Source organism: Escherichia sp. MOD1-EC5189, assembly GCF_002966045.1.
Lineage (GTDB): Bacteria > Pseudomonadota > Gammaproteobacteria > Enterobacterales > Enterobacteriaceae > Escherichia > Escherichia coli_F.
This window is the reverse complement of sequence record NZ_PTRX01000002.1, coordinates 16,675-36,990: the sequence shown is the minus strand read 5'-3', so window position 1 is coordinate 36,990 and position 20,316 is coordinate 16,675. Positions and strand designations below refer to the sequence as shown.

At 50.4% G+C, this 20,316-nt stretch carries 14 protein-coding genes and 1 pseudogene; 4 read left to right on the top strand and 11 right to left on the bottom strand.

Annotated features, from left to right (window positions below):
• Positions 1–167 precede the first annotated feature (167 nt).
• Positions 168–908, top strand: coding sequence for a pyruvate formate lyase 1-activating protein (pflA, locus tag ATB02_RS01780; RefSeq protein WP_000111043.1), 741 nt, complete (start codon positions 168–170; stop codon positions 906–908).
• A gap of 80 nt (positions 909–988) precedes the next feature.
• Here the strand turns inward: pflA and ATB02_RS26570 are convergent.
• A pseudogene (locus tag ATB02_RS26570) lies at positions 989–1,579 on the bottom strand (NAD(P)H oxidoreductase).
• A gap of 99 nt (positions 1,580–1,678) precedes the next feature.
• On the opposite strand from ATB02_RS26570, the gene ATB02_RS01765 reads away from it, so the two are divergent.
• Complete coding sequence (locus tag ATB02_RS01765; protein WP_001242673.1) at positions 1,679–2,587, top strand: LysR family transcriptional regulator; 909 nt, start codon at positions 1,679–1,681, stop codon at positions 2,585–2,587.
• Here ATB02_RS01765 and ATB02_RS01760 read toward each other — a convergent pair whose 3' ends face one another.
• Both ATB02_RS01760 and ATB02_RS01755 read right to left on the bottom strand, forming a co-directional pair.
• Positions 2,588–4,018: an APC family permease gene (locus ATB02_RS01760; protein ID WP_000918528.1), complete on the bottom strand. Its 1,431-nt coding sequence runs from the start codon at positions 4,016–4,018 to the stop codon at positions 2,588–2,590.
• A 209-nt stretch (positions 4,019–4,227) separates the two neighbouring features.
• Positions 4,228–5,376, bottom strand: coding sequence for an MFS transporter (locus tag ATB02_RS01755; RefSeq protein ID WP_000109295.1), 1,149 nt, complete (start codon positions 5,374–5,376; stop codon positions 4,228–4,230).
• 314 nt (positions 5,377–5,690) lie between these two features.
• Here ATB02_RS01755 and ycaC point away from each other — a divergent pair, with 314 nt between their 5' ends.
• Positions 5,691–6,317 (top strand): isochorismate family cysteine hydrolase YcaC, encoded by a 627-nt coding sequence (gene ycaC / locus ATB02_RS01750; protein WP_000165876.1) that lies wholly within the window; start codon positions 5,691–5,693, stop codon positions 6,315–6,317.
• A 34-nt stretch (positions 6,318–6,351) separates the two neighbouring features.
• Here the strand turns inward: ycaC and dmsC are convergent, their stop codons facing one another.
• The 8 genes from dmsC to lrp all read right to left on the bottom strand — a co-directional run bounded on the left by dmsC (position 6,352) and on the right by lrp (position 18,692).
• Positions 6,352–7,215 carry a dimethyl sulfoxide reductase anchor subunit DmsC gene (dmsC, locus tag ATB02_RS01745; RefSeq protein WP_000534649.1) on the bottom strand — a complete coding sequence of 288 codons (864 nt, stop codon included), beginning with the start codon at positions 7,213–7,215 and terminating at the stop codon, positions 6,352–6,354.
• A gap of 1 nt (position 7,216) precedes the next feature.
• Entirely contained in the window at positions 7,217–7,834 is a 618-nt protein-coding gene (gene dmsB, locus ATB02_RS01740; RefSeq protein WP_000213098.1) for a dimethylsulfoxide reductase iron-sulfur subunit DmsB, read from the bottom strand.
• Between the two features lie 10 nt (positions 7,835–7,844).
• Positions 7,845–10,289 carry a dimethylsulfoxide reductase subunit A gene (gene dmsA / locus ATB02_RS01735; protein ID WP_032183849.1) on the bottom strand — a complete coding sequence of 815 codons (2,445 nt, stop codon included), beginning with the start codon at positions 10,287–10,289 and terminating at the stop codon, positions 7,845–7,847.
• Positions 10,290–10,527: 238 nt separating this feature from the next.
• Entirely contained in the window at positions 10,528–11,820 is a 1,293-nt protein-coding gene (gene serS, locus ATB02_RS01730; RefSeq protein ID WP_105270991.1) for a serine--tRNA ligase, read from the bottom strand.
• Between the two features lie 90 nt (positions 11,821–11,910).
• Positions 11,911–13,254, bottom strand: a complete 1,344-nt coding sequence (rarA, locus tag ATB02_RS01725; RefSeq protein WP_000067769.1) for a replication-associated recombination protein RarA — start codon at positions 13,252–13,254, stop codon at positions 11,911–11,913.
• A 10-nt stretch (positions 13,255–13,264) separates the two neighbouring features.
• Positions 13,265–13,876 (bottom strand): outer membrane lipoprotein chaperone LolA, encoded by a 612-nt coding sequence (gene lolA, locus ATB02_RS01720; protein ID WP_001295343.1) that lies wholly within the window; start codon positions 13,874–13,876, stop codon positions 13,265–13,267.
• 158 nt (positions 13,877–14,034) lie between these two features.
• On the bottom strand, positions 14,035–18,063 hold the full coding sequence (gene ftsK / locus ATB02_RS01715) for a DNA translocase FtsK (protein ID WP_105270990.1): 4,029 nt from the start codon (positions 18,061–18,063) through the stop codon (positions 14,035–14,037).
• A 134-nt stretch (positions 18,064–18,197) separates the two neighbouring features.
• On the bottom strand, positions 18,198–18,692 hold the full coding sequence (gene lrp / locus ATB02_RS01710) for a leucine-responsive transcriptional regulator Lrp (protein ID WP_000228473.1): 495 nt from the start codon (positions 18,690–18,692) through the stop codon (positions 18,198–18,200).
• Between the two features lie 544 nt (positions 18,693–19,236).
• Between lrp and trxB the strand changes: the two genes are divergently transcribed.
• The gene (trxB, locus tag ATB02_RS01700) at positions 19,237–20,202 is read left to right on the top strand and encodes a thioredoxin-disulfide reductase (protein WP_105270989.1); all 966 of its coding nucleotides are present in this window, start codon (positions 19,237–19,239) and stop codon (positions 20,200–20,202) included.
• Positions 20,203–20,316: the final 114 nt, after the last annotated feature.

Below are 20,316 nucleotides of genomic sequence, written 5' to 3'. Positions count from 1 at the left end.
TAAAAAGCGTACAATAAAGGCTCCACGAAAGTGGGGCCTTTTTTAGCACGAGAGCCTTTTTTGTCAGCTATCTATACTTTAAGGTGACTGCCAAAACAGACTCGACGTAGCCTTCGAGCTGCGCACCAACACGGCCTCAGATGGGCCACATCTGGAGAAACACCGCAATGTCAGTTATTGGTCGCATTCACTCCTTTGAATCCTGTGGAACCGTAGACGGCCCGGGTATTCGCTTTATCACCTTTTTCCAGGGCTGCCTGATGCGCTGCCTGTATTGTCATAACCGCGACACCTGGGACACGCATGGCGGTAAAGAAGTTACCGTTGAAGATTTGATGAAGGAAGTGGTGACCTATCGCCACTTTATGAACGCTTCCGGCGGCGGCGTTACCGCATCCGGCGGTGAAGCAATCCTGCAAGCTGAGTTTGTTCGTGACTGGTTCCGCGCCTGCAAAAAAGAAGGCATTCATACCTGTCTGGATACCAACGGTTTTGTTCGTCGTTACGATCCGGTGATTGATGAACTGCTGGAAGTAACCGACCTGGTAATGCTCGATCTCAAACAGATGAACGACGAGATCCACCAAAATCTGGTTGGAGTTTCCAACCACCGCACGCTGGAGTTTGCTAAATATCTGGCGAATAAAAATGTGAAGGTGTGGATCCGCTACGTTGTTGTCCCAGGCTGGTCTGACGATGACGATTCAGCGCATCGCCTCGGTGAATTTACCCGTGATATGGGCAACGTTGAGAAAATCGAGCTTCTCCCCTACCACGAGCTGGGCAAACACAAATGGGTTGCGATGGGTGAAGAATACAAACTTGATGGTGTTAAACCACCGAAGAAAGAGACCATGGAACGCGTGAAAGGCATTCTTGAGCAGTACGGTCATAAGGTAATGTTCTAATTTCCCCGTAAAGCGGCAACTTTATTGAGTTGCCGCTTTGTTATTCCGCGCTTTATTCTGCTACAGCGTTTTAACACATCTTATAGTGCATCTACCATATCCCGTACCTGAGATAATAACGACTGATAATAGCTCGCGTGAAGTTCTTCCCCATCGAATACCACTGTATTACACAAGAAAGTGACATCGGCATCTTCAATACCAAGATAACTGCACATATTTATCAAATAATCGCTTATATTTGTTTCCCAGCCCATCTGGACAAATGATTCTTTGTCTCCTCCAACCAGCGCCACCCAACGAACTTTATTGAATGGTAATTTGTGCCCATCTCCATAAGCCAGCCCATTATTCCATACTCTGTCAATATATCCTTTTAGCATTGCTGGGAAGCTGTACCACCAGAGAGGAAAAACCACCACTAACGTGTCATGTTCAAGCAGCTCTGAATAAAGCTAATGAACCTCTGGAGAATAACGTTTATCCATATTCTTCCAGTCTGGTTCATCTTCCGGCGTCATCACCGGGTTGAAATTACGCCGATATAAATCGAGTTCCGTCACCTGTATTTTCCGCTCCATTGCCCGCTGATGGATCGCATCAGCAATATATGCGGTCAATGAATCATGACGAGGATGGGCCCATACCAAATAAATACGTTCAGACTGCATAATTTTACCTCCACGTTAAGTTCTGGAGCGCACTTTACGCAGGCGGCATCATCCTGTAAACGTGATGATTCAGGATGAGTTAATGAAGGATTTTCACTAATGCGGATGAATATGTCTGACTTTGCCACTTTCTTTGCCGTGGCCCGTAATCAAAGCTTTCGTGCAGCAGGCGATGAGTTAGGCTTATCTTCGTCCGCCATTAGCCATAGTATTAAAACACTGGAACAACGTCTTAAAATTCGCTTATTCAATCGGACAACCCGAAGCGTATCGTTAACGGAAGCGGGTTCTAATCTCTATGAACGATTGCGCCCAGCTTTCGACGAAATTCAGATCATGTTAGATGAGATGAATGATTTTCGTCTGACACCGACAGGTACGCTCAAAATCAATGCCGCCCGGGTAGCTGCACGTATATTTTTAATGCCTTTACTGGTTGGTTTCACACGTGAATATCCTGATATTAAAGTCGAGCTCACAACTGACGACTCTCTTGTTGATATCGTCCAGCAGGGCTTTGACGCTGGCGTTCGACTTAGTGGCATCGTCGAAAAAGATATGATCAGCGTGGCGATCGGCCCGCCAGTGAAATTATGTGTAGCAGCAACGCCAGAGTACTTTGCAAGATATGGCAAACCCCGCCATCCTCATGATCTGCTTAATCATCAATGTGTTGTTTTTCGTTATCCCAGCGGCAAACCTTTCCACTGGCAATTTGCAAAGGAGCTGGAAATTGCTGTCGCAGGAAATATCATTCTGGATGATGTTGATGCTGAACTGGATGCCGTTTTGATGGGTGCTGGTATCGGGTATCTGCTCTATGAACAGATCAAGGAGTACCTTGATACCGGTCGTTTAGAATGTGTACTGGAAGACTGGATCACAGAGCGTCCAGGCTTCCAGATCTATTACCCAAACCGCCAGTATATGTCCTGCGGCTTGCGCGCATTTCTCGATTATGTAAAAACGGGTCAGATCTGCCAGAGTCAGCGTCACCGACCACAATAATTATTTGCTATTCGCTTTACGCGCCAGCAGCGGGAATATCAGCCCTAATCCCACCAGCACAAACGGCGTTGCAACATTCAGCGCCAACTGGAATGTCCACTCTGCGGTGAAGGCTTCCATTTTCGGGAAAATACCAGTCAGGCAGGCAAAAGCGGTAAAGGCAAAACACCAAATTCCGACGGTCATTGCCAGCGGCTTATTACGAATAAAGACATATTCCGGCTTATATTTCTGCGCCAGGCGAACAACTGCAATAAATGCAACAAATACCCATAAATAACGCAGCGGCATCACTACCGAGTTAAGATTCAACAGCCATTTATAGAGATTGTTCATATCACCGATGCCGAGAGTCGGCAGCATAATCAGGATCGCCACCAGCACCAGGGTCAGAAAATAGCCATTAACGGGCGTACCAGATGCGTTGGTACGACATAAACTGGCAGGAATATATTTGCTGTCAGCATCGCCTAATAATACTTTAAGCGGCGCATCAATCGAGAATACCAGCGCAGCTACTTGACCCAGAGTATTCGCAATGGCGTAAATCACCATTAAAGTATTACCCATGCTGTAATACTCGCCCAGCTTCTGGAAGGCGTAATACTGGCCATTGGTCATTAAGTCATCGGGAATATTGCGGGAGTCAAACATCATCCCCATTGCAAGCGATCCAAGGATCGCGCACACCGCAACCATCACCGCCAGGCATAACATCCCTTTTGGAAATTCTTTTCCTGGGTTGCGTGTTTGATTAACGTAGGGAGAAATCTTCTCTGCTCCACCAACCGCAAAGACCAGCATTGAAATAGTGGTAATGTAGGTAAAGTCGATATGAGGAATAAACGTTTCCCAGGTAATGTTTGTGGTCGCAATATGCACTTCAGTAATCGCAGGCGCGGTTACCGCCATCGCCACATACAGGAGCGACATAACAAACATCGCAATCCCTGCCACAGAACCGACGATTTTCAGCGATTTCATACCGCGTGAAGCAACCCACATAAAGAAGACAAACAGCACCAGCGTTAACCCCTGTAACGCTACGACTGAATATTCTTTGATTAGCGAACCGTCGCCTTTCATCGCCCAACCGAGCGCAATCAGTATTGCCTGGGGTTTTTGTGCCAGATAGGGAATATGCACTACCCAGTAGGTCCACGCGGCGAGGTAAGCCAGTCCGGGTCCCATCGTGTGTTTAATCCAGGTACTGACCCCGCCTTTCCCATCTTTGAAGGTCGAGCCTAACTGACCAACAATTAGCGCATAAGGTGTGAAATAGAGCGCAAAGATAAACACCCATGAAAAAACAACCACCAGCCCCTGGTTGGCGTAGTTATTAACAACGTTGCCAAAACCCCAGACAGTGATAAAAGACATCAGCGCAATGTTGTACCATCGCAGCTGTTTTTCCTGAACATTCCCAGCCATAGACAAATCCTTCGCCAAAATTAAAGGGGCATCTGTAAAACGAGGGATTATGCGCGGCAAATAAGAAGTGCGGAAATAGCGAAATGCAAAATTATAACCTGCTGCACATTTTATTTTGAAACGAATAAAATTTTGAAAAAAGCAAGTCAGAGAGAAGAAACAAAAAAGCAGAGTGTGAAACAGTAAGTTCACACTCTGCGTTAATTCATTTACACGTGAGCAACGGGTTTCGGCGTATGACCGGCGTTGCGAAGCAGCATCAGCAAATAGATAAACGATACGCTGGCGATCATGATAAACAATAAATTATCGGAGAAATTCTGCATTAGCATGGCAGTAAATGACGGGCCAAGCAGACTTCCCACAGTATAGCTCAACAGTAAGGCCTGGTTCATCGCCACCAGTTGATGATGTTCAACTTTCTCGCAAGCCCATGCCATCGCCACCGGATATAGCGTAAAGCCAGCGGCACCGAGGATGAATAACGCTGGGGCCATCGCCGCCTGGCTAAGCATCGCGATACTGCCGAGAATGACGACAAAGACCTGAACACGCAACACCAGCAGTCGACCAAACTTATCCGCCAGACGTCCAATCGGCCATTGTCCAAGGATACCCGCACTAACCAGTACCGCCATCCAGAAACCAATGCTGGCATTGCTCACCCCTTTGTGATTGAGGTACAGCGGCATCAGGCCATATAGAGATCCCAGAACGATTCCTGAGATAATGCAGCCATTCACGCCAAGCCGCGCCTGACGGAGTTTTAGCATGGACGTAATTGACGTCGAATCATGGTTTTCAGCCTGCTGATTCAGCACACGCGTAAACAACAGCGGTAAGATCCCTGCCAACGTCAAACCTGTAACCCACGGCAATACGGACATCAGCTCGGTTGAAACTTTGCTGACCAGTAACTGGCCTAAAAACGTTCCCACGTAATAAACCATCATATACGCAGCAAGCAAACGCCCACGGTTACGTGACGTCCCACTGCACATCAGCGCGCTCTCAACAACCACCCAAATCATGGCACAGCCGACGCCGGCGACAAAACGCCAAGCCAACCAGCTCCAGAATCCAATCATCAGGCCAAGGCCGGCACAGCCAGCGGCAAAAATGAAGGAGGCCAGATAATAGCTGCGGTTAAAGCCAATGCGCTTAATGACATACCCTGTCAGCAATGTACCGACCAGGTTGCCGGTAAAATAGGATGAGCTGACAACGCCTACCTGCCATGTGGACATATGTTCCTGGGCGAGCCAAAGCGGCACGAGTGTATTTAACACTGCGATCGCCAAAGTCAACAAAAGCAGGCCAGACAGCAAAAGCATGACAGGCCGGGTATACGTGGACATGAATTAAAACCGTGAGGAAGTTCAAATTTCATGCGCATCATGCCACCGCCAAAAACATTGTCAATGGGTGAAAATACGCGCATATCGCAGCTGAGGTATTATCGATTTATATTACTCATTCATAACGCTAATGCTGGAGAGACGATTAATCTCATCTGATTGTTTTTATTGATCTAACACAAATTTCATACGCTTCGTTCAGTCGAAAAATTTCATGGTCACAGCAAACTCATATTTCCCGTCTATGCTTTCAGAGCAATGCATCGCGTCTGACCGATTTCAGACGTACCGCTGACTCTCGAAAGGAGAAGAGGATGACCAAACCGTATGTTCGTCTTGATAAAAATGATGCTGCCGTTTTGCTTGTTGATCACCAGGCTGGTTTACTTTCCCTTGTACGGGATATCGAACCCGATAAGTTTAAAAATAACGTGCTGGCGCTGGGCGACCTAGCTAAGTATTTCAACTTACCTACTATTCTTACCACCAGTTTTGAAACCGGTCCTAACGGCCCATTAGTTCCAGAACTGAAAGCACAGTTTCCCGATGCACCTTACATTGCTCGCCCGGGAAATATTAACGCCTGGGATAACGAAGATTTTGTAAAAGCTGTCAAAGCGACAGGTAAAAAACAGTTAATTATTGCCGGTGTGGTAACCGAAGTTTGCGTGGCATTCCCGGCGCTTTCAGCCATTGAAGAAGGGTTTGACGTCTTTGTCGTGACTGACGCGTCAGGGACCTTTAATGAAATTACCCGGCATTCGGCATGGGATCGCATGTCGCAAGCTGGTGCGCAATTGATGACATGGTTCGGCGTGGCGTGCGAGCTGCATCGCGACTGGCGTAATGATATTGAAGGACTGGCGACGTTGTTCTCTAACCATATTCCTGATTATCGTAATTTGATGACCAGTTATGACACGTTAACGAAGCAGAAATAAAAGAGAACCGGGGCCGAAACCCCGGTTGTTATGATTAGCTTGCGACGGCCATCCCCACGGTCATATGCAAACCATAGAATACGCCACGACCGATTAATTCCCCTGCCAGAAGCAGAATGAATGATACGGAAAGTAGCGGAACCGCAGGCTGATAACCTTTTAGCTGTGGTGCAATCCACAAGCACAGGGCAACAGCCAAAAGCACGATCCGCCAGGACATCAGCGCACCATAGTCCGGCACCAGCGCTGCGGCCTGCTGCACAGAGCTATGAATAGTCGCCAGCTCTGCGCCCTGCATCACTGACACCACGCCACTCACTACCAGGGCCAGTACAGAAATAGCTGGCAGCAGACGCATCGCCCAGCCATCGACGCCAGCCAGACTCAGCAACAGGTAACCCAGTAACGGGCCGCCCATGAACATCGTCAGGAAGAAGCCCATCGGTGTCCAGATGCTGTACCAGGTGGGTACGGTATCGATGCTGTTATAGACACGCACCATCATCCAGACAAAGACTACGCCAAGAACCATCGTCACCACCAGCCACAGCGTACGCAATGCCGGTGACAGCTTTTTCAGCATTGCCAGTAACCAGCCGATGCCACCAACAGCAAAAAAGATCGAACCGCTGGCGATTTCGTTACTGAGTGCTGAAGCCCCTACCCGGTTGAGCGAGTTAAAGGCGCGCATCGGTGAACCAAGATGAAGCATAGAGGCGATAAAGCCAATACCCATCAGCACCCATAAGCCAAACATGCAGGCAATAACACGCTGCTGGGCTTCTGCTCGCAGGTCGCCTTTGAGCAGCGCCAAAGCCAGAACGATAAAACCACCCGCTACACATTGCCCGAAGACCGTGAAGATCATCAGCGGCCATTCATGCCATCCACTTCCCATCTCACACCTCCTTCGGGTTTGCCAGGTAGCCAGTGGTATCCCCGGTCGGGCGGCTGTTGGCATTGGGTTTGATCACAATATTCGGTTTGGTAAAGTGAGCTCGCGGCAACGGCGCAACAGCCGCCAAATCGCCATGTTTTTTACGCAGCTCGTCGATAGGGCCGAAATCCAGCGCCCGCAGCGGGCAGGATTCTACGCAGATCGGTTTTTTCCCCTCCGCAACACGGTCATAACAACCATCGCATTTGGTCATATGGCCTTTCGTTTCGTTATATTGCGGTGCGCCGTACGGGCAAGCCATATGGCAGTAACGGCAGCCAATGCATACATCTTCATCGACCACAACAAAACCATCTTCACGTTTATGCATCGCACCGCTCGGGCAGACTTTAGTACAAGCCGGATCTTCGCAGTGGTTACATGAAATCGACAGATAGTAGGCAAACACGTTCTGGTGCCAGACACCGTTATCTTCCTGCCAGTCGCCGCCAGCATATTCATAAATGCGGCGGAAACTGACTTCTGGCGTCAAATCTTTGTAGTCTTTACAAGCCAGCTCGCAGGTTTTGCAACCGGTGCAACGGCTGGAATCAATAAAAAATCCATACTGGGTTGTCATCGGTTACTCCTTACACCTTTTCAACCTGAACAAGGTTTGTATGTGACGGATTCCCCTTAGCGAGAGGAGACGGACGTTGAGTGGTCAGTACGTTGATACAACCGCCCTTATCGACACGTTTTGCATCCGGGTCATACCAGGCACCTTCACCCAGTGCGACCACACCCGGCATCATTCGTGGCGTCACTTTCGCCTCAATATGAACCTCACCACGATCGTTAAAGATCCTGACTTTATCGCCGTTGTTGATACCGCGTTTTTGCGCATCAAGCGGGTTGATCCACATTTCCTGACGGCAAGCCGCTTTCAGCACATCAACGTTGCCGTAAGTTGAGTGAACGCGAGATTTATAGTGGAAACCCGTAAGCTGCAGCGGATACTGTTTGTTCAGCGGATCCTGATAACTTTCAAAGCCCGGCGTGTAGATCGGCAGTGGATCGATCACATCGCCTTCTGGCAATTCCCAGGTAGCGGCAATGTCAGCAAGCGCCTGCGAATAAATCTCAATTTTACCCGATGGCGTGGTCAGTGGATTTGCCTGCGGATCTTCACGGAAGGCTTTATAAGCAACGTGATGCCCTTGTGGGTCGCGCTTTTTAAAGATCCCCTGCTTGCGGAACTCTTCAAACGTTGGCAGTTCAGGAATCGCTTCCCGCGACTGGGCATACAGATGCCGCATCCACTCTTCCTGGGTACGGCCTTCAGTAAACTGTTGCTCAACGCCAAGACGTTTTGCCAGTTCGCTGGTCATTTCATAGATGGTCTTACATTCAAAGCGTGGTTTAATCACCTGATCGTTGAAAATCACGTAAGACATATTCCCGCAGGATGCATCCAGTGCAAAGTCCATCTGTTCGGAAGCGGTGCAGTCAGGCAGCAGGATGTCAGCATATTTCGCCGATGAAGTCATGTGGCAGTCGATAACCACAATCAGCTCGCACTTCTTATCATCCTGAAGGATTTCATGGGTACGGTTGATTTCAGAATGCTGGTTAATCAGGCAGTTACCGGCATAGTTCCAGATCATTTTGATCGGCACATCAAGCTTATCTTTCCCGCGCACCCCATCACGCAGCGCCGTCATTTCCGGACCACGTTCAATCGCATCGGTCCACATGAACATGGAAATGCTTGTCTGGATCGGGTTTTCCAGGGTAGGCATCCGCACAAACGGTAAGCTGTATGAACCTTCGCGTGCTCCGCTGTTGCCCCCGTTAATACCAACGTTACCGGTCAGAATCGCCAGCATTGAGATAGCACGGGTTGCGATTTCACCGTTAGCGTGACGCTGCGGCCCCCATCCCTGACTGATAAACGCGGGTTTAGTACTGCCGATCTCACGTGCCAGTTTGACGATTTTGTCTGCCGGAACACCGGTAATTTGCGAGGCCCATTCCGGTGTTTTAGCCACGCCATCTGGCCCTTCACCCAGAATATAAGCTTTATAGTGACCATTTTTCGGCGCACTGGCTGGCAGTGTTTTCTCGTCGTAGCCAACGCAATATTTATCGAGGAATGCCTGATCCACCAGGTTTTCGCTGATCATGACATACGCCAGACCGTTAACCAGTGCGGCATCTGTTCCCGGACGAATAGGGATCCACTCATCTTCGCGCCCGGCACCGGTGTCAGTATAGCGCGGATCGATAATGATCATACGAGCGTTGGATTTCTGACGAGCCTGCTCAAGGTAATAAGTCACCCCACCACCGCTCATTCGCGTTTCGCCAGGGTTATTACCAAACAGTACCACCAGCTTACTGTTTTCAATATCTGACGGGCTGTTACCATCCGCCCAGCCGCCGTAGGTATAGTTCAAACCTTCCGCAATTTGCGCGGAAGAGTAGTCACCGTAATGGTTCAGATAACCGCCGCAGCAGTTCATCAGGCGAGCGACCAGGGTATTTCCCGGCGGCCAGGAGCGGGTCATGGTGCCGCCCAGCGTACCGGTACCATAGTTCAGATAGATAGACTCGTTGCCGTACTCTTTGATCAGGCGCTGCATATTGGTCGCGATGATGTCGTAGGCTTCTTCCCAGCTAATGCGCTCGAATTTGCCTTCACCGCGCGCCCCGACTCGTTTCATCGGATATTTCAGGCGGTCCGGATTGTAGACACGGCGACGCATGGAACGCCCACGCAGACAGGCGCGCACCTGGTGCAGGCCGTCATAGTTGTCATCGCCGGTATTATCCGTTTCAACATATTTAATTTCACCGTCCACAACGTGCATACGTAGCGGGCAGCGGCTACCACAGTTAACTGTACAGGCGCTCCAGATAACCTTTTCGTCTGACTTTGCCGGAAGGGCACTATCAACAGCGTGCGCAATCCGACTAAAAGGTAAGGTTAATGCGCTGCTGGCCATTGCCAGGCCGCCGATCGCTGTCGTTTTTACCAAACCACGGCGACTCACCTCAGCAGCCAATACCGCATCAGGGATTTTCGTTTTCATAATGGCTCACTCAAGCTTGCTCACGATTGATTCCAGTAACAAACCGTATTGTGTAATTATTTCTATAGCAGTTCGCTATATAGGTTTGTATACATCGAATGATTTGAAAATCAAAGAGATAGGCAGATTTTCACTCGAAAGTAGTATTACGTGTAAGTGAGGAGTAATTATTGTTCGGTATCAAAGGGAGACAAAAAAAGCGCCCGAAGGCGCTTTTTAGATTCAGAAAAATTGGGTATTAGCCAATATATTCCAGTCCGTTCATATACGGACGTAGAACTTCTGGTACTTCAATACGACCATCAGCCTTCTGATAGTTTTCCATTACCGCAACCAGCGTACGGCCAACAGCCAGACCAGAACCGTTCAGGGTATGAACCAGACGGGTTTTCTTGTCCGACTTGCTACGGCAACGTGCCTGCATACGACGCGCCTGGAAATCCCAAACGTTGGAGCAGGAAGAGATCTCGCGGTAGGTGTTCTGTGCCGGGATCCATACTTCCAGGTCGTAAGTTTTGCAAGCGCCAAAGCCCATGTCGCCGGTGCAAAGAATGATTTTACGGTACGGCAGGCCCAGCAACTGCAGGACTTTTTCCGCATGACCGGTCATCTCTTCCAGTGCCGCCATTGAATCTTCCGGACGCACGATCTGCACCATTTCAACTTTGTCGAACTGGTGCATACGAATCAGACCACGGGTATCACGACCATAAGAACCGGCTTCAGAACGGAAGCATGGGGTATGAGCGGTCATCTTAATTGGCAGATCATCTTCATCGATGATTTCACCGCGTACCAGGTTGGTCAGCGGAACTTCTGCCGTTGGGATCAGTGCATAGTTACTGGTGTCTGCTTCTTCTTCCAGCGGACGAGTATGGAACAGATCGCCAGCAAATTTCGGCAGCTGACCCGTACCGTACAGCGTGTCCTGGTTAACCAGGTACGGAACATAGTTCTCACTGTAGCCATGCTGTTCGGTATGCAGATCCAGCATAAACTGCGACAGTGCGCGGTGCATGCGAGCGATCTGCCCTTTCATTACCACAAAGCGGGAACCAGTCAGCTTAACTGCAGCTGCAAAGTCGAGGCCAGAGTGCATTTCACCCAGCGTCACGTGGTCACGAACTTCAAAGTCAAACTCACGCGGGGTACCCCAGCGGCTGACTTCAACGTTGTCATTTTCGTCTTTACCTACCGGCACTTCATCTGCAGGCAGGTTAGGGATGGTCAGCGCGATATCGCGAATTTCAGCCTGTAAAGCATCCAGCTCGGCTTTTGCTGCATCCAGCTCTTCGCCCAGTTTGTTAACTTCCAGACGTAAAGGCTCGATATCTTCCCCGCGCGCTTTCGCCTGGCCAATGGATTTCGATCGGGAGTTACGCTCCGCTTGCAGGTTTTCCGTTTTGACCTGCAATACTTTACGACGCTCTTCAAGAGCGCCCAGCTTATCTACATCCAGCTTAAAGCCCCGGCGTGCCAGTTTTTCAGCGACTGCGTCTGGCTCATTACGCAGCAGATTGGGATCGAGCATGCTTATCCTGTGCTTATCGAATTAAATGGGAGATGTGGCCACAGCCTGCGACCACAGGGATACAGTAACAACATTACCGCAACGATAACATTAACGGTAGCGTTTTATGGGGCTATTTTGATCCTGTTCAGCCAGCCAGGCGAGCTTTTCGCCAATCTTGCCTTCAAGGCCCCTGTTTGTCGGGAAATAATAGCGTGTTTGTGCTATTTCCGGCGGGAAGTAAACCTCACCGGCAGCATAAGCGTTTGCTTCATCATGAGCATAACGATATTCCTGACCGTAGCCCATTTCCTTCATTAATTTCGTCGGCGCATTACGCAAATGAACCGGCACGTCATAATCCGGACGTTCGCGAGCATCGGCCAGCGCGGCTTTAAATGCGGTATAGACAGCGTTACTTTTTGGCGCGCAGGCCAGGTAAACAATCGCCTGAGCAATGGCACGTTCACCTTCAGCCGGACCAACGCGAGTAAAGCAATCCCAGGCCGCAATTGCCACCTGCATCGCCCGTGGGTCAGCATTACCCACATCTTCAGACGCAATCGCCAGGCAGCGACGCGCGACATATAACGGATCTCCACCGGCGGTAATAATTCGCGCATACCAGTACAGCGCCGCATCGGGTGCGCTCCCACGCACCGATTTATGCAGTGCAGAGATCAGATCGTAAAAGCGATCGCCTTTGTTATCAAAGCGGGCGCTACGCTCACCGGCGATTTCGGTCAGTAATTCAGGCTTCAGGACTCGCTTACCGCTATCATCGACTTCAGCCATATCCGCCATCATTTCCAGCGTATTTAACGCGCGGCGCGCGTCGCCATTCACCAATTCAGCGATGGCGCGTCTTGTTTCACCCGGCAGAACGATATCCTGACCACCATAACCGCGGGTTTTGTCTTCCATCGCCTGAGTCAGTACCTGTTCGATATCCTCTGTACTCAGGGATTTCAACAGGTAGACACGGGCACGGGAAAGCAGTGCCGAATTAAGCTCAAACGACGGGTTTTCAGTGGTTGCGCCAATAAAAGTGATGGTGCCGTCTTCAATATGTGGCAGAAATGCATCCTGCTGGCTTTTGTTGAAACGGTGAACTTCGTCAACAAAAAGAATAGTGCGGCGACCAGCATTGCGGTTTTGCCGAGCGCGCTCGATCGCCTCGCGAATCTCTTTCACGCCAGAGGTGACGGCAGAAATACGTTCCACATCAGCGTTCGCATAACGGGCTATAACTTCAGCGAGGGTTGTTTTGCCGGTACCCGGTGGCCCCCAGAGGATCATAGAATGCAAATGCCCAGCTTCGATAGCGCGCGGCAATGGCTTCCCGGCAGCCAGCAAATGTTGCTGGCCGATATACTGTGCTAAATTTTCTGGCCGCATACGCGCGGCCAGAGGTTGAAAAGTATTATCCGAAAAATCGAGCGACAGATTGCTCACTCAGGTGCCTCTACTTACGTTGATCATCTACCGTGACGCCTTGCGGCGGGGTGAAGGTAAATTTCGCTGCATCCACAGCCCCATTTTGCTGGGATTTCAGTTGATAACTGCTGCGCTGATCGTCCTGCTCCACCGCGCTAAACTGATGGATTGTGCCATCACGCCCCACGTTAATGGTGAACTGCTTCAAATTGCCATTGCTGGCTTTCGGCGTCAGGACAAAGTCATCGCCATTCTGTTTGATATTGTACTGCTGCCAGTCGCTGGACTGGTTGCGGGCAATCAGCATAAACGGCGTATTACCGGTAGCATCTTTCAGCCAGGTTGCCGTAGCTTGCTCAACGAATGGGTTATAGAACCACAGTGTTTTACCGTCAGAAACCAGAATGCTTTCATCAGGTTGAGTCATATGCCAGTTGAATAAGTTTGGACGTTTCACCCACAGATCGCCCTGACCTTCCTGCACCGCCGCGCCGCTACCGTCAGTCACTTTTTGTGTGAAACTGGCGTGGAAGCTGCTGACTTTATCCAGGCGGCTTTTAAGATCGCTTGCGGCATCAGCCCAAACGCTGCTTGCTACTAAGCTTGAGAGTAATGCACAGGTGATGGCAATTTTTTTCATCATTATTCCTCAAATTACGTCACTCCCGACCGGGAGTTCCCTCTACTCTCTATTCCAGGCTAATAATCAGCTTGAGGAAAGAAGAAAATACTGAATTTTCAGTTACCAGATTGCCGGATGCGATGCTATCGCATCTTATCCGGCCTACGATACTCTAATTAGTCAAACGGAGGTGGGGCCAATACTTCACGATTACCATTGTGCCCCTGTTCGCTGACAATCCCCTGCGCTTCCATCTGTTCGATAATCCGCGCCGCACGGTTATAACCAATGCGGAACTGACGCTGTACGCCTGAAATTGACGCTTTGCGTTTTTCAGTGACAAACTGCACTGCCTGATCGAACAACGGATCCAATTCTTCAGCGCCATCGAAACCACCCGCACCACCTTCGCTTTCGCTGTCGGAGGTGATGCCGTCAACATACTGTGGGCGACCACGCGCTTTCCAGTCCTGCACCACGGCATGAACTTCCTGATCGCGAACAAAAGCACCATGAACACGTACCGGCAACGTGGAGTTCGGCCCAGAGTAAAGCATATCCCCCATACCCAGCAGTGATTCCGCGCCAGCCTGATCAAGAATGGTACGTGAGTCAATCTTACTGGATACGGTAAAGGCGATACGGGTCGGAATATTCGCTTTAATCAGACCAGTAATAACATCAACCGATGGACGCTGAGTTGCCAGTACGAGGTGGATACCTGCAGCACGGGCTTTTTGCGCCAGACGTGCTATCAGCTCTTCCACTTTTTTACCTACCGTCATCATCAGGTCGGCAAATTCGTCCACCAACACCACAATGTACGGTTCCTTTTTCAGCACCGGATGCTGGGCATCCATACTGTCACCCGGCTTCCAGTACGGGTCTGGAATCGGACGCATCATGCGATCGGCTTCAGCAATTTTTTCGTTATAACCCGCCAGATTACGCACACCCAGTGCAGACATCAGTTTATAACGACGCTCCATCTCGTTAACACACCAGCGCAGCGCGTTGGCGGCATCTTTCATATCGGTAACGACTTCCGTTAACAGGTGCGGAATGCCTTCATAAACCGAAAGCTCCAGCATTTTCGGGTCGATCATGATGAAACGCACATCTTCTGGCTGTGCTTTATAAAGCATGCTCAGGATCATCGCGTTCACACCGACAGACTTACCGGAACCGGTAGTCCCCGCAACCAACAAGTGCGGCATTTTCGCCAGATCGGCAACCACCGGCTCACCGGCGATATCTTTACCCAGCACCACGGTTAATGGCGACGGATTATCGCGGAATTTGGCGTTATCCAAAACTTCGCGCAGATAAACGGTTTGTCGTTTTTTATTCGGTAACTCCAGACCTACATAGGGTTTGCCAGGAATAACTTCAACGACACGCACCGCCACCGTCGAAAGTGAACGGGCAAGGTCACGTGACAAGTTAGAAATACGCGCCGCTTTTACGCCCGGTGCCAGGTTCAATTCAAAGCGAGTGATAACCGGCCCCGGAGAATAATTGACGACATCGGCTTTAATACGGAAATCAGCCAGACGCGCTTCCACCAGACGCGCCATTTGTTCAAGCGCAAAGGTATCTACCGGCTCCACTTCGCTCGGCGGCGGCGTCAGCAAATCCAGAGAAGGCAGCGGCGTCGTCGGTTTATGCAACGGACGGCTGTCGCCATTGCGCATCAACAGCGGATGAAGCAGGGTATCCTGCGGCTGCGGCGCAACCGGTTGTTGTGGCTGCTGATACTGCGGCTGCGGCGCAACTGGCTGTTGCGGCTGCTGATATTGCTGCTGTGGTGCAACCGGCTGTTGTGGCTGCTGATACTGCGGCTGTGGTGCAACCGGCTGTTGCGGCTGCTGATATTGCGGCTGCTGTGCAACCGGTTGTTGTAGCTGCTGGTATTGCTGCTGCGGCGCTATCGGTTGTTGCGGCTGCTGTACAGGTTCAACAATTGGCGTAAACAGCGGCTCGTGTGGCCCATCATCCAGCAAAGCTTTCATTGGCGAAAATTCGAAATCATCCAGCGAGAACGGATTCGCCCCAGCTGGTTGTTCGCCCGAATAACGTTGCTGTTGAGTTTGAGCAAACTGACGAGCCAGTTCTGCCTCTGCTGCAGCATCTGTATCTTCTGCGTTGACTGGCACATCATGTTGATACTGTTCGCCATAGCGTTGCTGCTGCGTCTGGGCGAACTGACGCGCCAGTTCATCCTGCTGCATCGCATCGATTTCATCATCGTTATACTGATCGCCGGAATCGTACTGATTGCGCTGGGCTTCACGGGCTTTTTCTTCTGCTGCACGCTGTGAGGGCAGCTTAATGCCATATGACGCCAGTTCACGACGAGTTGGCACCCGGATACGTTTCGGTCGTGGCAACTGCGGGCCAATCCCCTCTTTAACCTGCGGACGCGGTCCACCGCTATTTGCCAGACTGAAGACTGGTGCGGCAACGGTTGCGGCAGCCCCCGTCGCCAATGTCGCTTTTTTCACGCCAGATGCCAGCGGAGAAACAGCGGCAGCGGCTTCTACTGGAGGTACTGCTGCAACAGAAGGTGCTTTCAGCGATGATTTAATCGGTTCTGGTTCTTTAACCGGTTCAGGAATCGGTTGATACCAGGCCGCAAGTTGTTCACGTTCACGGGCACGCTTCTCTTCCACTTCTTCAAAATAGTAAAGCGGCGGACGTGCGGGTTTTGTATCTTCTACAACGGGTTCAGGCTCCGCAACAGGCTGCTGTTCAACGGATTGCGGCTGTTGGTATAACGGTTCTTGAGCGGCTGGCTGCTGATAAGTTTGCTGCGTCTGGTATGTAGACTGCGGAGCAAAAGTGGATTGCTGCTCTTCGGCTTGCCAGGCGTTACCTGCCACCGGTTGTTCAGGTGCAGGAGCGTAATACGGTTGCTGAACAGGTTGTTCCGGCGCAGGAGCGTAACAAGGCTGCTGCACAGGTTGTTCCGCCGCAGGTGCATAATACGGCTGCTGTGGCTGTACAGGTTGTTGCAGCGGCTCATTATATTGCACTGCAGGCTGCACATATTGTGGTTGCTGTGGGTAACCTTCCGGTGCAGGAGAAATAATCGGCTCGCCCGTTTGCGGCCCCGGTACAGGCTGCCAGGCTACAGTTGGTTGCGCAGGTGGAACATCAACAGAGGCAACTGGCGGCGTCTGAGTCACAGGTTCAACCGGTGCAGCCCAGCTTTGTGTCGCCGTGGTAGCAGCAGCAGCTACAGCAACAGGTTCGGTAATTGGCGCACCGTTTAATAATGGATCGTATTCGTCATATTCTGGCTGCGTTGCACGATTGCCCGAAAAGAGGACGTCGTCAGGGTCGGCAGCCACACCGCGTGCAGTGTAGGTAATCTCTTCTTCATCATCCATCCGCTTACCGGAGAACAACGCAGCATCTGTTTGCCGCCCCATCGGATTAATGAATTTTTCCGCCAGACGTTTACGACGCGCTAACGCGCCGCGAAGAATACGGGCACGGCGTGATTCATGCTGTTTGCCGTGATTTTCATCTTCATATTCTTCGTCGTCTTCATACTCATCTTCATCGACCCAGGTATCATCGCGACGGGTACGATTACTGGCGAAGGTGAGAATGTTTAAAATCCAGCCGCCGAGTTTTTCAGCAATGGTCACCCATGACCAACCGGTGAACAGCGTCAGGCCCGCTGCCCAAACGCAGAGCAGCGCAATAGTTCCCCCGCTACTGTGTAGCAGTGGTTGTAGCGTAGTGCTTAGTAAGCTGCCAATGACGCCACCGGAGGCAAAATACCAGATATCGTCAGCGTTGATTGCCGCCAGACCACAGGAGGTAAGGATGAGCGCCAAAACGCCAATGATGCGTAGCGAAACGGCAAAATAATCAATGTATTCGTCGCTGGATTGATGACGCCAGGCAAACCAACAACCGCCGACAATAATGACGGGAATGGTGTAAGCCATCACGCCAAAAATAAAGAACAGCGTATCTGCCAGCCACGCACCGGGCATCCCACCTATATTATGGATAGGTTCATGCCAGGCCGTTTGCGACCAGCTGGGGTCCGAAGGGTTAAAGCTTAGTAAGGCAGCCATCAACCAGACGGCAAACAGGACAATAAGGATCAGCAACGCCTCCAGAAGGCGGCGGCCGCTACTTAACTTTGTCAATGTGACTTCTTTGTCTTCAGTGTATTCCTGGCTCAAGAAAGGCTCTCCAGGTTACAGGCTTTTCCTGCCCGATGCTAAAACGGACAACAGTACCAGGTTACCCCAGTACTGTTGCTGTATGGATTAACAGGAGTGTAATCAAAATACGCCGATTTTGCACCTGTTCCGTGTTAGCGCGTCTTAATAACCAGACGATTACTCTGCTTGACTTCTTCCATAACAACGTATGTCCGCGTGTCATTGACGCCAGGCAGACGCAGCAGGGTTTCCCCTAGCAACTTACGGTAAGCCGACATATCCGGCACGCGTGTTTTCAACAGGTAGTCGAAATCACCGGATACTAAATGACACTCCTGAATTTCTTCAAGTTTTTGTACAGCGGTATTGAATTGTTCAAACACATCCGGTGCGCCACGATTCAGAGTAATCTCAACGAATACCAGAAGTGATGCATCCAGATAATGGGGGTTCAGCAGCGCTGTATAGCCCTGAATAAACCCTTGTCTTTCCAGCCGACGCACACGCTCAAGGCACGGCGTTGGGGAAAGTCCCACACGTTTAGAAAGCTCGACGTTAGAAATACGCCCATCCTTTTGCAACTCATTAAGAATGTTACGATCGATACGGTCGAGATCTTTGCCAGGGCGCTTCTTGCTATCTACCATTATTATTGTCTCTCTGTATTCCTTCCCTACTCCTGTCTGACCCTGAAACATCACTGTTCAGAGTCGCTACCCGTCACGATAGACCGAAATCATTAAGATTCACGGCGCGCAATGCCTGGTCTACGGTGAGAAGACCGTTGCCTGGTGGCAGCTATCGACATCACGAATGGCGTCTGTCCACGCCATACGTAGATTTCACTAGCACGGTAAACATGGTATTTACATGCATGGTTATGCGCATATAAGAATACTGTTTTTTTTCTTCCTCGAATGTTTTCGCAAAACACCAGGGGATTGTCAAAGCAAAACATCGATTTTTAGTACAACATGCCAGATATTCATTAACAGGGGCGTTTATTCATCATTTAATCGGCTTATAACGCGGGAAATTTAAGTAGCAGAGGTGATAATGCCGGAGGGAGTTTGACCTGCTTATCGATACTGCCGATTGCACAAATTGTTAACAAAATCGTCATACTCTTTTTTTACGTCTGTAAATTCCCTACAATCCTGCCCATTGTCTGCCAACAACTATGGGGATCTCATGGGCACGACCAAACACAGTAAACTGCTTATCCTGGGTTCAGGCCCGGCGGGATACACCGCTGCTGTCTACGCGGCGCGCGCCAACCTGCAACCTGTGCTGATTACCGGCATGGAAAAAGGCGGCCAACTGACCACCACTACGGAAGTGGAAAACTGGCCAGGCGATCCAAACGATCTGACCGGTCCGTTATTAATGGAGCGCATGCACGAACATGCCGCTAAATTTGAAACTGAAATCATTTTTGATCACATCAGCAAAGTAGATTTGCAGAATCGTCCGTTCCGTCTGACTGGCGATAGCGGCGAATACACTTGCGATGCGCTGATTATTGCCACTGGAGCTTCTGCTCGCTATCTCGGCCTGCCCTCTGAAGAAGCCTTTAAAGGGCGTGGGGTTTCTGCCTGTGCAACCTGCGACGGTTTCTTCTATCGTAACCAGAAAGTTGCGGTCATCGGCGGCGGCAATACCGCGGTTGAAGAGGCGCTGTATCTGTCTAACATCGCTTCGGAAGTTCATCTGATTCACCGCCGAGATGGTTTCCGCGCGGAAAAAATCCTCATTAAGCGTCTGATGGATAAAGTGGAGAACGGCAACATTATTCTGCACACCAACCGTACGCTGGAAGAAGTGACCGGCGATCAGATGGGCGTCACTGGCGTTCGTCTGCGCGATACGCAAAACACCGATAATATCGAGTCACTCGACGTTGCCGGTCTGTTTGTTGCTATCGGCCACAGCCCGAACACGGCTATTTTCGAAGGGCAGCTGGAACTGGAAAACGGCTACATCAAAGTGCAGTCGGGTATTCATGGTAATGCCACCCAGACCAGCATCCCTGGCGTCTTTGCCGCAGGCGACGTGATGGATCACATTTATCGCCAGGCCATTACATCTGCGGGTACAGGCTGCATGGCGGCACTTGATGCGGAACGCTACCTCGATGGTTTAGCTGACGCAAAATAATTTTACAAATCAGTAACAAAAGTAAAGAAGGCGACACCATGCGACTATGGGTCGCCTTTATTTTTTCCCCGTTGTAACATTGCTCTGCAAATAATTCTGATAACTCACCTGCTA